Raw genomic sequence first — 15,187 nt, forward strand, 5'->3', positions numbered from 1 at the left:
AATGCAAATTTAGTGTAATTACAATGCCATGTAAAGGGATAAAAATGAATAAATCAGTATTGCAAAGGGGTATCATTATTATATTGTGCAGTTACATCCTTTTTTCAATCTGTCCGGTTTATGCTTTTGCAGCAGAAAATCAGAAAGAGAAAATTGTCAGGATTGGTGTACCGGATGATACATATGATAAGATAAATGGAAATGGAAAAAGAAGCGGATACGGCTATGAATATCTGCAGAAAATCGCGGGTTATACAGGGTGGAAATATGAATATGTAGATTGTACATGGGAAAACTGTTTTGATAAATTAAAAAATGATGAGCTGGATATTATAGAAGGAATCTCTTACACGGAGGAACGGGCAGAAAATATGTTTTTTTCTGGTATTCCAATGGGAGACGAAAGATATTGTGTCTACGCAAAAACCGGTCATACAGATATCTCATCCTCTGACACTGCATCTTTCAATGGGAAAAAGATTGGGATGCTTATGGGTTACCTGCCGGAAATGGTATTGAACGAGTGGGAAACGAAATATGATCTGCATACACAGCATGTCAATGTTTCAAATAATGAAGATGCTTTGAAGAAAATTGCAGACGGAGAAATTGACGGTTTCGTATCGTTAGAGGATTCCCGCCTGGGTGACTACGGAATGGCGGCCTTAACGAATATCGGAAGTTCAAAAATATATTTTGCAATCGGTCAGAGTCATTCTGATTTAAAGACAGAGCTGGATAATGCTATGAGAAGGATCACGGATGATGATCCTTATTATGCAGATGAACTGCATAAGCAGTTTCTGTCAGTGGACAGCGTTTGTTTCCTGACGGGAGAAGAACAAAAATGGCTGTCAGAGCATGGAGCGATCAAAATCGGTTATTTGATAAACGATGGCGGGGTCAGTACTCTTGATACAGAAACCAGAGAAGTGAGCGGTCTGATCATAGATTACGTTCTACTTGCACAAAACTGTCTGGAAGGACAGACTTTGAAGTTTAATCTGAAGGGGTATGAGTCACAAGAGAATATGCAAAAGGCGTTGCATGATGGAGAAATTGATATGATTTTTCATGTGATGCAAAATACGAATGTTGCCGAAGACCTGGGCTATGATCTGACAGATACTGTCTGGAAGTATAATATGGCGGCTGTAACGGTTAAAAAGAGTTTTGATGAAAATGCTGAAAATACGGTTGCGATACCAAGAGAAGAGAGTGATTTGAAGTCTTATGTTTCCTACAATTATCCACAGTGGCATGTGAAGGAATATGCTACCTGGAAGGATGCAAAAAAGGCTGTATATAATGGAAAAGCAGACTGCATGATTATGGACTCAGGCAAGCTGACACAATATTCTGATGATAATAAACTGCATAGTGTTTTTCTGGAAAAGTACGGTATGGTGTCATTTGCAGTCAGACATGGAAACAGCATGCTGCTGTCTGTCCTGAATAAGACTATAAAAACAATGTCTGTTTCAAAATTCTCCAATGCTGTGTATATGTATGACAGTAATCTGAAGAAAGTTACGGTAAAGGAGTTTATAAGGGACAATTTCTGGGGCTTTACGGTGCTTGGTGTATCTGTTTTTTTGATCGTGCTGGTACTGATACTTGGATTCCTCCGAAAAGCCAGAGTTGCAGAGAAAAAGGCAAAAGAGGCACAGCAGCAGGCAGAAAAGGCGAATCGTGCAAAGACAGATTTTTTGAGACATATGAGCCATGATATCCGGACACCTTTAAATGGAATTATTGGGATGATCAATATATCAGAGCGTTATTGTGGCGATAAAGAAAAATTGTATGAATGTAAAGAAAAGGTAATGGAATCCATGGACTATCTGCAGTCCCTTCTGAATAATGTTCTGGACATCGGAAAAGTAGAAGCTGGAACATTGCAGCTGGAACACAAGCCATTTGATCTGGTTGCGATGCTCGTAAAACAGATTTCGATTGTTGAGACAAATGCAAAGGAGTATGGTATCAGCTTTGAAGGCGGAGCTTCCATGAGTACTTTTCATCACAGATATGTTATTGGCAGTGAGGAATATCTAAACCGCCTTCTTATGAATCTTGCCGGAAATGCCGTTAAATATAACCGAAGAGGTGGTAAAGTAATCCTGTATTGCAATGAGATTTCAAGCGATGAAAAGACAGCGGTTTTTGAATTTGTATGTTCCGATACGGGACTTGGTATGAGCGAAGAATTTCAGAAACATGCATTTGAATCCTATGCCAGGGAAGGAAAAGAAACAACGAGTGGATATAGTGGTGCCGGACTTGGACTTTCTATTGTAAAAGATATTGTGGACAGGATGAACGGAACAATCAAACTGGAAAGTAAAGAAAATGTAGGTACAACGTTTACCGTCACGATACCACTTGAGATTGATCATAATGCTGAGAAGGAACAGCAAAAAAAAGTGGAAAAGCCTGATCTGTCGGGTAAGAGTGTATTATTAGTTGAGGATAATGAGCTAAATCTGGAAATTGCAAAAATGCTGCTGGAGGATGAAAAGATGGTTGTGACTACGGCAGAAAATGGCAAGGAGGCTGTGGATATTGTTTCCCGATCCGTTCCAGGCAGATTTGATTTTATTTTTATAGACATTATGATGCCGGTAATGGATGGATTAGAAGCAACCAGACAGATAAGGACATTGAACCGTATGGATACAAAAGAGATACCAATCATTGCCATGACAGCTAATGCATTTCAGGATGATATCAGGAACTGCATAGATGCCGGAATGAATGCACATATTGCAAAACCTATTGACAGTAAAAAAATAGAGGATACGTTGCAAATGGTTTTAAAGTAGAAACTACAGTAAGACAAATTCGATTGCCAGAAAAGGAAGAAAAATGATGAGTAACAAAAATAAGAGCAGGATGCGGCAATATGGAAGTCTTTTGTTGTGCAGTATTCTTTGTGTTGTGTTTCTGGCAGCCCCGGTCAGGGCGGCAGATTTAGATGAAGATATTGATGCGACAGAGACAACTAAGACAAATGTAACAGCGAAACCACAATCCGAGGTGGTGAAAGCGGCATGGTATGAAGATTCTTATCATATCACAGACAAAAATGGAAGTCGGAGTGGTTATGGATATGAGTATGAGCAGGCGGTTTCTGCCTATACCGGATGGGATTATGACTATGTCACTGGCAATTGGGAAGAATTGTTGAAAAAGCTGCAGAATGGTGAGATTGACCTGATGAGTTCTCTGTCCTATACGGATGAACGTGCAAAAACAATGCTCTTTTCCGACCTGCCTATGGGAGAAGAAAAATATTATCTGTATGCAGATCTGGCAAATTCAGATAAGTGCAGAAAATACGGTTGATATCGCAAAAGAAAATTCCAAATATAAATGGTATGTTACTTATAATTATCCAGACTGGAATATTAAAGAATATAATTCGATAAAAGACGCGGAGCAGGCAGTACGTAAGGGGAAAGCAGACTGTTTTATCGCCAGGTCCGGACAGGCAATGAAGTATGTCAATGACAAAAAAATGCACAGTGTGTTTCTGACCAAAACAGCAAATACATCATTTGCAGTAGACAAGGGAAATACGATCCTTATGTCAATCCTGAATAAGACTTTGAAATCCATCCAGACTTCAAAGCTGACAGGAGCAGTAGCCATGTATGAAGATTCTTTAAAAAGAGTTACGTTTACTGATTTTGTGAAGGATAATTTCCTGATGGTTATCATTATGTTTTCTCTGGTATTTATACTGATACTGGGAATGTTCATTTATTTGCTGAAAAAGGCAAAAGCTGCTGAGATGAAGGCAAGAGAATCCCAGACACAGGCAGAAAATGCAAATGCTGCGAAGTCTGCGTTTCTTTTCAATATGTCCCACGATATCCGTACACCGATGAATGCATTACTTGGGTATAACCAGCTGATGAAAAAAGAACTGACAGATCCGAAGCTGCTTCATTATCAGAGGGCGGTCGAACAGTCTGGAAATCTTTTGCTGGCAATTATCAATAATGTACTTGATATGGCTCGTATTGAAAGTGGCAGAGTGGAACTGGATGAAAGCTATGCCCGGATTGATCAGACTGTGGATGAGATAAAAAGTGTATTTGAACCGCAGGCTGACCAAAAAGGATTGAACCTTATATTTGAAACACAGGTGGAGCATCAGCATGTACTGTGTGACATTACAAAAACAAAACAGATTCTGGTAAACCTGATCAGTAATGCAGTTAAATATACACCGGCAGGAGGAACCGTTACGGTCGCTGTACAGGAGTTTCCATGTGAACAGGAGAATTCTGTGAAAATTCAGATAGAGGTTCGTGATACAGGAATCGGAATGAGCAAAGAATTTCTTCCAACTCTGTTTGATTCCTTCTCAAGGGAACGGAATACGACCGTTGGTAAAGTTGCAGGTACAGGTCTTGGAATGGCAATTGTAAAAAAATATGTGGATCTGATGGGCGGCAGCATAGACGTGAAAAGTGAACTGGGAAAAGGAACAGTGTTTACCCTTATCCTGACACAAAAAAAGGCTGACGAAAACTATTACGGGCAGAAATCAGAAAAAACAGATGCCGCGGATATGAAAATCCGTTTACGTGGAAAACATATTTTACTGGCAGAGGATAATGACCTGAATGCAGAAATAGCAATTGCAATACTTGAAGAAACAGGGCTTGTCATTGACCGGGTGGAAGATGGCATACAGTGTGTAAATCAAATAGAGCAGATGCCGGCCGGAACTTATGATATGATTTTGATGGATATCCAGATGCCGAATATGGACGGCTATAAGGCAACCAAATGTATCAGAAATTTACAGGATAAAAGAAAGGCAGAGCTCCCGATTATTGCCATGACAGCAAATGCTTTTGAGGAAGACCGGAAAAAGGCTTTTGATGCAGGTATGGATGGGCATATTGCAAAACCGATCGACATTGAGAAAGTAAAGATGACCATTTACAAATATATATAAGAAAAGTCGGCAAGGAGATATTGACGTTCGGGGAGCATTCCAGATTATTAAAGGATATAAGAGCGGCGAAACTACAGTTGGAAAAGAAAAATGAATATTCTTCCATGGAGTAACTTGGGGCTGGGAGCTTCCGATCGAATAAAGTAATCGATTCGACAGCTTCCCAGCGTTTCTGATGCTATTCTAATTCATTTGACACCTTTTCGCTAATAGTATGATAGATTTCCTTTGTCGCTGAATCATTTGCACCATTTACAACCAATATTTTTCCATCTATACTCATGACTACATATGAATGACAGGATGAATGGGTATACCGGATATAATCTCCATAGACATCATTTCTAAAATTTCCCATAGCATATCTAAGATTTCCTAAACCGTTGGTTCTATAATCATTCCAGTTCTGAGATGAATTTTCTTCATATGAGATACTGTCAATCTGCGTATAGTCCACTGTATAATCGCTCCAGCCTTGTAAAGAATATGCAAGGCTTGCCGGTTTTGGTTATAGAATGCTTGCTGAGGCAATCAAAGCAGATTTGCCATATCATATCAGTTGTCCGGCATTACTTATCTGTGGAGAAAAGGATAAAGCGGGCTCAGCAAAAAACTACAATAAAAATGGCATCAGAGAGAAGGTTTACCCCTTAAGTGGATAAAGAATGCTGGCCATAATTCCAACACTGACCAACCGGATGAAGTAAACAAACTTATAGAAAAATTTATCAGTGAGGTAGATGGGAGAAGAGTGCCTGGATGAAATTAAATATAAAGTGGAAAAAAGTATTATATGGAATTGCATTGATAGTTATTGGTATAGTATTGGCAGCTTTTCATTTTATTGTGGCAGGAAATGTTTTGCATTAAGCTAAATTAAAAGGTTTTCTGTAAAAAAATTCACATCAGAGAACCTTGAACCTTTCAATTATTTGTGTTAAACTGGAAAAGGTTTCGAAAAATACAAATTAACTATTTACTGACCATGCTTTTACTGTGAAAAAAACGTGGTCAATTTAAGATAAAGCGGTTGAAATCCGCATAAAATAAGGAGTTTTATGAGTAGTAAAAACATGTCACCCATATGGGAACGGTGATTTGTTTCGCTATTAAAATGTCCGTTAAATGCGATCTTTTAAGGCTTTTCGAAGGTGCTAGGAGATTTTTATGAGTAGCATTGAATGGCGGTTCATGGCATGGGATTATTGCAAAAACCGTGCAGTAAGCTGTGCAGTAAAACAACCAGAAAAAAATTTTTTAATAGATCATATCTCAAGTACAATATGCTTTATTATAAAGTAAGACCGAACCAAGTATAATTGATTATGCAGGGTTCGGTCTGTTTCATTTGGGCTGTGATAATACAAGATCACGTATATAAATTAGCAGTTGTTACAAATGCCGAATTAGAGTATAATATAACTATATTCGGAAAAGGATTTTTGAATATACCCGAAAAGGAGTAATGCCAGTGAATACAGAAACGAAGAATGCAATTCTCATAACTGATAAAGATGCACAGTATGATGAGAGAGCGAAAAGACTGCTTGGTCAGAAAAGCATTCTGGCACATATACTGGTAAAAACAGTAGATGAATTCATGGGAATGAATCCAAAAGATGTAATATCTTACATTGAGGGCGAGCCCTTTATCAACACTGTTCCAGTGGAAACGGGACTTACGAATACTGTTGTTGAAAAAGATGGTCAGCGAGTCGTAGGTTTTAATTCTGAAAACCAGGAGATTCATGAAGGAACTATAAGGTTTGATATTATCTTTTATGTACGGATGAGAGATGGATTATCACAGATTATTGTGAACGTGGAAGCACAAAAGGATGAGCCTGAGAAATATGAGATTTTAAACCGAGCTATCTTTTATGTGAGTCGCATGATTTCTTCACAGAAAGAAAAAGATTTTTCAAATTCAAATTATAATGATATCAAACGTGTTTATTCCATCTGGGTGTGTATGAACATGCCGGAAAATAGTTTGGAGCATATTCACCTGGTAAAGGATAGTCTTGTCAATTCGCATGCCTGGAAGGGAAAGTTGGATCTGATTAATATTGTCATGATCGGACTGGCAGAAGAGCTTCCTGAACATGAAGAAAAATATGAGTTACATAGATTACTTGGAGCATTGTTATCCCAGAATCTGTCTGTAAATGAAAAATTGAATATCATCGGAAACGAATATGATATTCCAATGGAAGAAGACTTCAGAGAGGATGTGAGTGTTATGTGTAATTTAAGTCAGAAAATTAAAGAAACTGGAATTGAGATTGGTAAAAAAGAAATGATTGTAAAAATGCACAGCAAGGGTTATACAATCGCTCAGATCGCCGATGTAGCGGGAATGGAAGAAAAACGGATTGAAGAAATTATTAAAAATGAGGAATTGCTACCAGCATAATGTTGTGTGAAGGAAAAGTCATTCAAATGGATGTTCATTTGAATGGCTTTTTATCAATTCCCAGATAAAAGGAGAACAGCTTTTCCTTGAACAAAAGGAGATTATAAATGCGTGAATTAGTAGCGACTCTGGCAGGCGTAATTGTTGGCTGGATTTTCAATGAGATTACGATGTTTTTTCGTGAAAGACCAAAGCTTACTTTTAAAATGGTTTCTACACCAGAAACGGAACTGATAGATAAAGAATACCGTACTAAAACAAGTTTATCAGAACATGGAATTGAAATTTATAATACAGGTAAAAATCCATTTATACTAGAGAGCTTTGAATTGTGCTATAAAAACAAATTGCTTGTAGATTGTCACATAGTAGAAAATGCCAAGGTTCTTATGCCCTCTGAAAGTTTCACATATACACTTATGGAACAAGAGGCAGATGCTCTACAACACCATTGCAATCAAGAAAAATTTGAAACTTGTGATGTGACAGCCTATAGTGTGGAAGGTAAGAAAATAAAAACAAAATTATGGGTTCCATTGTTTTATATTAGGGCTGGCAGATAAAATGCAATATCATCGGAAACGAATATGATATTCCAATGGAATAAGACTTTAGAGAGGATGTGAGTGTTATGTGTAATTTAAGTCAGAAAATTAAAGAAACTGGAATTGAGACAGGAATTGAGATTGGTAAAAAAGAAATGATTGTAAAAATGCACAGCAAGGGTTATACAATCGCTCAGATCGCTGATGTAGCGGGAATGGAAGAAAAACAGATTGAAGAAATTATTAAAAATGCGGACTTGCTGCCAGCATAAATGAAGAAGTTGTCGCCATCTGGTTGGATAAATATCTGATCGGATGGCAATTTTATTATAGAAATTCAACTATTTCCCTATATCGATACAGAAATCATTTTATATCATCAAACCCTGCAAATCTAAAGTGGTAATCACATTTCAATTCCATTTCTTTTATAAATCGAGAAAATCTTAAAAAAATCGCAATTTATTTTCAAATTTTTACACTTTTCGTCGAAAATTTTTATTATTTATAAGTAGGAGAGTAAAGAACCACTCCATATTATGAAAACGGAGGGATAAAAGAATGTGGGTATTTTGGCTTGTGTTCTTCGTTCTGATGGCAGTGGTGATTACGCTTATGTATTGCTGCCTTATCAGAGCTAGTGTGGTGGACGACGAAATGGAGAAGGCGTTTCAACAAAAGATGAAATTACGAAAGGATGAGGCAGAAAAATGTCAAGAGGACGAGCAGGAGTAATATCGAAAGAATACAAAGGGGAAGAGAATACAGAATTTCATGACATCATAAAACTTTTTAAGATTTACCGAGTAGTAAACTGGCAAATGCAGATTAAGATCAATCAGGTAAGTGTCATGCTTTCGCTTATGTATCAGGCAAATCATAGGAGTTCGAAATATTGGTTACGAAAAGAAACTAATATTTTTTCTGTTCTTTTTTCCTTGTTTATGATATGTGGAAGATTATTATATGGTGTACACTGATGTACAGACATCATCGGAGGTGTTCTATTGAGCTTCGGATTGTTTGGAATATATCGGGGAGCCGCTTTACTTTGCTATAGGAATCAGTGACAGATTGGAGAAAAAACAGGTAGAGAAACATATGCAATAGCAGTAGGGCTGCTGTTTCTGATAATAAAAAGAATCATCCTTTTGTATCGTGTGAAAAATGAATAAAGTTTTATAAAAAGGGATTGTTCAGAGTGAGCATTCCTTTTTCTATTGGAAATTTGCCATAAATTGTCAAATAACAGTTGCTTAAAGGTGTCAAATAATATATAATTGACTATAATCAATAGTTGAAATATCATTGTAATTACAAGAAAAGGCAAAAGCATTGCCAAAAGGGAGGAGGAAATGTATGAAGCATTTCAGAAAAACAATTGCACTCTTTCTGGTGGTAGTTATGCTGACAACCACAATGGGAAGTACTGTGCTTGCAGGAACTGAAAATCAGGGATTTTCGGATCAAGCAGAAACGACCGTGGATAGCAGGTTTCTGGATGGAATTGATACAGATGGTTACGATTACGTGATCACATCCCAGGAACAGGCCGATGAACTACGGGTGTCGGATGATTCTAAATCCATTTTGGTTGCATGTGGGTCGGTTTATCTTTCCGGCATCACAGCAGGAACCATCACAATCCGCAATACAACAAAGATCCAGCTATCTAATGTTACTGCGAAAGCACTGGACATCAGCCAGGGTACTGCGATCAGCTTCACTGGTGTGAAAGCAGACCAGCTGTTGATAGCCGGGGAAAAGACAGAAGAGTCTTCCCTGCAGATTGATTCTGAAACGAATATTTCCAAACTGGAATTAAACGGCGGCCAGGCAGTAACACTGGAAGGAAGCGGAACCATCGGAGATGTGGAAGTAAAAGAACCGGTAAGTTCCCTGGCGGTTTACGCCACCTGTAAAGTAACAAACCAGTCCGGAAAAGCACTGGAACTGGAAAAACCAGACGGAAGCAGTGAAACCCTTCCAAGTGGTGCAGCAAGCTCTCTGAAACTGGAAACTTACTCCGTTACATTTGTAGCTGATGGCAGTGAAGTGGCTGTCCGTCAGACAGTTCCCGGAACTCCGGTGGATGTTACCGGGATCACGCCAGAAAAAGAAGGATACATATTTACCACCTGGTATCAGGATGCGGCCTGTACAGAAGCGTATTCCCAGTTTGACTGTGTGAACGGACCTCTGACCTTATATGCAGGTTTTACAGATGCTGCTGAAGCTGTGACCGTTACCTTTGAAACATTTGATGGTACACCAGCAGCACCTCTTACCTTTGCAAAAGGGGAAACACTTCTTTCCAAACCAGTATCCAGAATTTCTACAAATAAGGAGGGCTATACCTTCGGCGGATGGTGCCGTGATGAAGCGTGTACCGAATTATTTGCATATACAGAGCCGATTTAGGAAGATATGACTCTGTATGCGCTTTTTACTTCCAATGAAGCCATAAGCCAGGAAAAGGATGGAAGCTGTGCGGAGTTAAATGATTTCGACTGGCAGGGAGAGATCCCGCTGATTACAGATACCAAAATGACAGAAGACGAGGTTCTGTCCGCTGTCTCCTTAGAGCCGGGAGCCGGTGAGCTGGATCCGATCCTGTCTGTAAAAAAGACACCGAACGGTTTCTCCATTTTCGGTGAATATTACGAAAAAGATGGAAAAAAAGGATTTGAACCGGGAGCCACATTTACAGTAAGGCTTCCTAAAGAAATTAATTTTGCAGATTATTCCAAAGATGTTCGCTCAGTTACAGTTTCTGTTTATAAAGAGAAGGTGGAGATTGTTGGTTTTTCAGAAGATATCGATTATATTCTCTGGGACCAGGTAATATCCTACACCCCTGCTGTTGAGAAAGAAAATTCAGAAGAAACAGCAGGACAAACAGAAAAAGAAACAACTGAACTCCTTCAGGAGGAAGAAAAGGAAATTCTTTCCCGGCAGGAAGCGGATGAGCCTTCCACAACAACAGAAGAAAATGAAGAACTTCCTTCCGAAGAAAAACCGGAAATTGAAACAGAAGAGGATGTACCGGAAACCGAAACTCCGGCATATGAGCCTGGGGAACTTCTTGTAAATGGGACGCTTAACTATGAGCCCGGGGAAATCGTAGCCTTTTATGACGGCGAAATCGGCCGGGATGAAAAGAGCATGGATTCCTATACCGAAGGCTCTTTTGACGGATATGTGCTTTTTGCTCAGGTTGTGGATGTCCAGAGCGAAGGGGATCAGACAAGGATCTGGTTCGGATATGCCGATCCACAGGATTACCTGGCAGATTTTGATGTAAACACTACAGATGATGTAGATCTGGAGAGCCAGCTGTCCGAAGAAGAACTCCAGGTAGTGGAATCCAAAATCGTCAGCCAGGTAGAGGAAAACGAGGAATTAAAAGCCCAGATGCTGATGGCGGTTATGACTTCTGAGGAAACCCAGAAGATGATCAATGAAAAATACGGGGAAGGAGTTTATTCCCTGGCAGGAATGAATGCCACCCTGAAGCCGGGCAAACCATCCGTAAAGATCTCTGCATCCGGCAGCAATGTAACTGCGACGATCAGCATCTCGGCAAGTGCAGCCATTAAGAACGGTTTGAAGACGATTCTTACCATTTCACCTAAGCTGTCCTTTACCCAGAGCCTGTCCGTACAGACTAATGTAAAAGGTGGAAAATTCTGGATCGATATGTCCGTAACTTTGCGTTCCACATCCAAGATTTCCCTTACGGTTACCGCATCCTCCGGCGGCTCTGTAAAGCTGTTCAATGATGCGAAGAAAACACTTTCCGAGATCGTAAAACCAGAAGGGTTAAAGGATTCCAACGACTACAGCCAGTATGACAAAAATGTTTCCGAACTAATGAAGACAGTTGGTTCCATTGTAAATTCCTCCCTGGTCTACAATGATATTTTCAACGTCGTTCTTTTGAAGCTGCGGTTCTCTTTCTACGGAATCATTACCTTGGGTGTGGATATTGACCTTGTGGGCCAGGTCGGTGTGCTGGCAACCTTTGGCGTGGAAATTGAGGTAAAAAGCGGAGAACGCATTGGATTTGAGTATAAGTTCCTGAAGTTTGAAGGAAGCTCCTATACACAGAAGCTGGAAAGCAGTGTGACCAGCAGTGTTTACCTGATTGGTAAAGTAGGGGCAAGGGTGGGAATCCGTGTTACGATTTCCATTACCTTCTGCGGCTTCATCTCCACCAGCATAGAAGGCAGCGTCTACGCTTACGCAGAATTGTCTGGCTTCTATTATAACACCGCGAATCTGGTAAGCGGTGCAAGCACAGAGCTGGGCGCATTGAAATTTGAGGTCGGTATTGATGTGGTTGTCAAGCTTCAGCTGAAAGTCAAGCTTATCTTTAAGACCAAGAAAAAGAGCTGGACCGTATACAGCGGCAGATGGCCGTTGTGGTCGAAAAGCTATTCCAGCGGTTTTTCCTATATGAACCAGACCACGTTGGCTGACATGTGGAAGGTTGTGTCCAAAAATGCAGACCAAAAAGATTCCTTCGGTTTTTCTTCCATTCCGATGAAAAACTGGGATATGGCGAAAGGCACATGCAAAGAAAGCTTCGTTCTGGCGACCCAGAAGGATGCAGGTATTTCCCTTCAGATCCAGAATCTGAAAGTTGATGGGAAAGCAGTATCGGACAAAGATCCCCTGGCAAAACTCTTTTATGTAGGAAACGGAAAGAACAACACCAGCCCCGGATTTATTTATCTGGATCAGGGCCTAGCGGCAAAATATAACTGTAAAAAGGCAGAACTGGACCTTGTTGTAACTTATACCAACAACAGCAAATCTGCTATCGTGAAAAAGCAGGTCAGCAGGTTCCATCTTAGTAAAAAAATTTATGTTGCAACCACAAACCACACGATGAAAGTCGTGCTCAGGGACTGGTGCGCAGACGAATGGGGACTGGATCCTGCCGGCTGGGACAATGTCCTGGTTTATCAGAACACTTTTACCAGTTATCTAAGTACAGGCCAGAAAACAGCAGAGTGGAAAACCGTCAGCCTGAATTTAAACCAGATCATCCAGAAAGCAAAAGATGCTTATCCGGAACTGGCAGGTATGGAATGTAAGTGGATAAATGGAAGCGGTTCCCTACAATCCGGAATTGGTTCCGTGAAGGACTGTTCACTGGATGCGCAAAATGGAACCTTAAGATATAAAGTTTTTGCGGATGACCAAAATTATGAAACAACTTATTATCTTTATGTGCACAGATTCCCGGGTGAAAGCAGCCAGGTAAATTATCACATAAGCCTGAACGGGAAAGAAGCAGATACCACTTATAAGCTGTGGGTAACTGCTGCGGACGGTACCGTGAAGGAATTTAAGAAGCAGAAGAACGGCAGCTATGACCTCACCATAAACAAACGGGATTTTAACGGGGAACAGCAGGCGGTGATGATGTCCGTAAATAACGAACCGGATCAGAAGACCAGCCTGTCCATAACCGGCAGGGAGAGCCAGAAAGACGTCTACCTGAAACTTGATCTCCGTCAGGTACAGCTTGTCATACAGGCTGGAGACGGAATCAGGACTTTTAAGGCATATCGGAAATCATTTTTTAGAAATGTGCTGATCCGTTCTGAGGAGATCCGTTCCGGAACGAAAGTGGAAATAAGGACTGTGCTGGACCCGGATTACAGTGACCTGGAAGTCGTCAGTACATATGATAACTTTAAATACAGCGTTACTGGTGAGAATAAAATCACCTTTACCATGCCACAGAGAAATATCACGCTGGTCCTTCGGGCCTATAAACGCCATAAGATCACATTTGATTATAATTTAGACGATTACGGGGTTTATAAGACCATTTACTCCACAGAAAAGCAGGATGTAACAGTACCAGAGGATCCGTCTGTGCCTGGTTACGTATTTAAAGGCTGGTATCTGACAGCAGATGGAAGCGGGGAACCGTATGAATTTGACCGTAAGTTAAAAGAAGACAGTACACTTTATGCACAGTGGGAACCTGTAGTTTCACCGGAGCAGATACTGGAATCTATAACAGGAGTTTTATCCAATCATTATACGGACTCCCTGGAAAAGTATCTTCCACTGGAAAATACCCCCAAAAAGCTCCAGGAAGAAATCGCTGGAAAACTGACAGAAATCCTGAAAAAAGAAAATGTGTATCAGCTGTATGGGAACCGGATTTCTTTCCATGTGGTGCTCTTTGACAAAGTAGAAGAGACAGAAAACCAGTATATCTATACTTACCGGGCAGATATCCTTTATAAAGGTCTGGCTGGAAAAGAATGGGAAGGTACTGCCAAGGGCAGTTTCGTACTGGAAAAAATGAAGCCTGAGGTTTCGGTACTGCCACTGGCTGGAAACCTGAAATATCAGGAAAAACTGGCGCTCAGTCCGTTTACGGGAGGCGAAGTGACCTACAAAGAAAACAAGGTGACCGGAAGCTTCCGCTGGAATGAACCGGAGCTTGTGCCTACAGGAGAAGATAACGGAACCGCAAAATACAAAGCGACATTTATACCGGATGGTGACAGCGCAAAGCTTTATACCCCTGTAGAATTTGAATTACCAGTGAAAACACAGATCGGTGTCCGCGTAAGCTGTAAAGCTGACAGCCGTGATTACGAAAAAGGTAATGTTACCACCACCGGAACCTATGAACTGACACGTGCAGGCGATGGTATGAAACTGGAAAATCTGGAACTGACAGACGGTATATTTAAGTTTGAACAGGAAACACCTGGTGAAAACCTTAAAGTTACCTTCAGCGGTTATAAAATCCGGGACGACCAGAACACGGATAACCTGTATGTGCTTCTGGATGAAACAGCTGAGACAACAGCCTCTATTGGAATGGTCACTCCAAAAATCGAGGAAGTTCCGACGACAGCACTGCTGGGTTATGGCAAGACTTTAAGTGACTGTACAATTACAGGCGGAAAGGCAATCTGGAAGGGAGAAATAATAGAAGGTACGTTCAGCTGGAAAACTCCAGAAGCAAAACCAGTCGGAGAAGATAACGGAACTGAAAAGGCAAACTATACAGTTGTATTTACACCTTCTGAAGCCAACATTTATCTTCCTGTAGAATTTGACCTTCCAGTAAGAACGCAGATTGGTGTTCGCGTAAGCTGTAAAGCCAACAGCCGTGATTACGAAAAAGGTAATGTTACCACCACCGGAACCTATGAACTGACACGTGCAGGCGATGGTATGAAACTGGAAAATCTGGAACTGACAGACGGT

Annotated in this window: 10 protein-coding genes; 9 read left to right on the forward strand and 1 reads right to left on the reverse strand. The window is 40.4% G+C overall.

Translation table 11 applies throughout. From position 1 onward, the window contains the following. Positions 1 to 44: 44 nt before the first annotated feature. The 3 genes from ABHC48_RS04295 to ABHC48_RS04305 are packed head-to-tail and all read left to right on the forward strand — an operon-like array spanning position 45 to position 4,975. Positions 45 to 2,825, forward strand: a complete 2,781-nt coding sequence (locus tag ABHC48_RS04295) for a transporter substrate-binding domain-containing protein (protein WP_195699169.1) — start codon at positions 45 to 47, stop codon at positions 2,823 to 2,825. Positions 2,826 to 2,868: 43 nt separating this feature from the next. Then, complete coding sequence (locus ABHC48_RS04300; RefSeq protein ID WP_272066921.1) at positions 2,869 to 3,348, forward strand: transporter substrate-binding domain-containing protein; 480 nt, start codon at positions 2,869 to 2,871, stop codon at positions 3,346 to 3,348. Then, complete coding sequence (locus tag ABHC48_RS04305) at positions 3,305 to 4,975, forward strand: ATP-binding protein (RefSeq protein ID WP_272066922.1); 1,671 nt, start codon at positions 3,305 to 3,307, stop codon at positions 4,973 to 4,975. The genes ABHC48_RS04300 and ABHC48_RS04305 overlap by 44 nt, the downstream gene beginning before the upstream one ends. Before the next feature lie 178 nt (positions 4,976 to 5,153). Here ABHC48_RS04305 and ABHC48_RS04310 read toward each other — a convergent pair whose 3' ends face one another. Beyond that, positions 5,154 to 5,432 (reverse strand): hypothetical protein, encoded by a 279-nt coding sequence (locus tag ABHC48_RS04310; protein WP_243284471.1) that lies wholly within the window; start codon positions 5,430 to 5,432, stop codon positions 5,154 to 5,156. A 1,008-nt stretch (positions 5,433 to 6,440) separates the two neighbouring features. Here ABHC48_RS04310 and ABHC48_RS04315 point away from each other — a divergent pair. The 6 genes from ABHC48_RS04315 to ABHC48_RS04340 all read left to right on the forward strand — a co-directional run. After that, positions 6,441 to 7,391 (forward strand): PD-(D/E)XK nuclease family transposase, encoded by a 951-nt coding sequence (locus tag ABHC48_RS04315; protein WP_207749297.1) that lies wholly within the window; start codon positions 6,441 to 6,443, stop codon positions 7,389 to 7,391. A gap of 107 nt (positions 7,392 to 7,498) precedes the next feature. Continuing rightward, positions 7,499 to 7,954, forward strand: a complete 456-nt coding sequence (locus tag ABHC48_RS04320; protein ID WP_118584190.1) for a hypothetical protein — start codon at positions 7,499 to 7,501, stop codon at positions 7,952 to 7,954. 68 nt (positions 7,955 to 8,022) lie between these two features. Further along, positions 8,023 to 8,208 (forward strand): hypothetical protein, encoded by a 186-nt coding sequence (locus tag ABHC48_RS04325; RefSeq protein WP_173717810.1) that lies wholly within the window; start codon positions 8,023 to 8,025, stop codon positions 8,206 to 8,208. Positions 8,209 to 8,497: 289 nt separating this feature from the next. After that, complete coding sequence (locus ABHC48_RS04330; protein WP_173717811.1) at positions 8,498 to 8,671, forward strand: hypothetical protein; 174 nt, start codon at positions 8,498 to 8,500, stop codon at positions 8,669 to 8,671. A gap of 624 nt (positions 8,672 to 9,295) precedes the next feature. Continuing rightward, positions 9,296 to 10,357: an InlB B-repeat-containing protein gene (locus ABHC48_RS04335; protein WP_195699167.1), complete on the forward strand. Its 1,062-nt coding sequence runs from the start codon at positions 9,296 to 9,298 to the stop codon at positions 10,355 to 10,357. A 6-nt stretch (positions 10,358 to 10,363) separates the two neighbouring features. Beyond that, positions 10,364 to 15,187, forward strand: a 4,824-nt coding sequence (locus tag ABHC48_RS04340; RefSeq protein ID WP_195699166.1) for an InlB B-repeat-containing protein, incomplete at its 3' end; no start/stop codon positions are given.

Source organism: Ruminococcus sp. 1001136sp1 (assembly GCF_039841815.1).
Classification (GTDB): Bacteria; Bacillota; Clostridia; order Lachnospirales; family Lachnospiraceae; genus Blautia_A; species Blautia_A faecis.

Coding starts and splice junctions, on each gene's coding strand:
- ABHC48_RS04295 (WP_195699169.1), top strand. CDS start 45: ATGAATAAATCAGTATTGCAAAGGGGTATCATTATTATATTGTGCAGT.
- ABHC48_RS04300 (WP_272066921.1), top strand. CDS start 2,869: ATGATGAGTAACAAAAATAAGAGCAGGATGCGGCAATATGGAAGTCTT.
- ABHC48_RS04305 (WP_272066922.1), top strand. CDS start 3,305: ATGCAGATCTGGCAAATTCAGATAAGTGCAGAAAATACGGTTGATATC.
- ABHC48_RS04315 (WP_207749297.1), top strand. CDS start 6,441: ATGCCAGTGAATACAGAAACGAAGAATGCAATTCTCATAACTGATAAA.
- ABHC48_RS04320 (WP_118584190.1), top strand. CDS start 7,499: ATGCGTGAATTAGTAGCGACTCTGGCAGGCGTAATTGTTGGCTGGATT.
- ABHC48_RS04325 (WP_173717810.1), top strand. CDS start 8,023: ATGTGTAATTTAAGTCAGAAAATTAAAGAAACTGGAATTGAGACAGGA.
- ABHC48_RS04330 (WP_173717811.1), top strand. CDS start 8,498: ATGTGGGTATTTTGGCTTGTGTTCTTCGTTCTGATGGCAGTGGTGATT.
- ABHC48_RS04335 (WP_195699167.1), top strand. CDS start 9,296: ATGAAGCATTTCAGAAAAACAATTGCACTCTTTCTGGTGGTAGTTATG.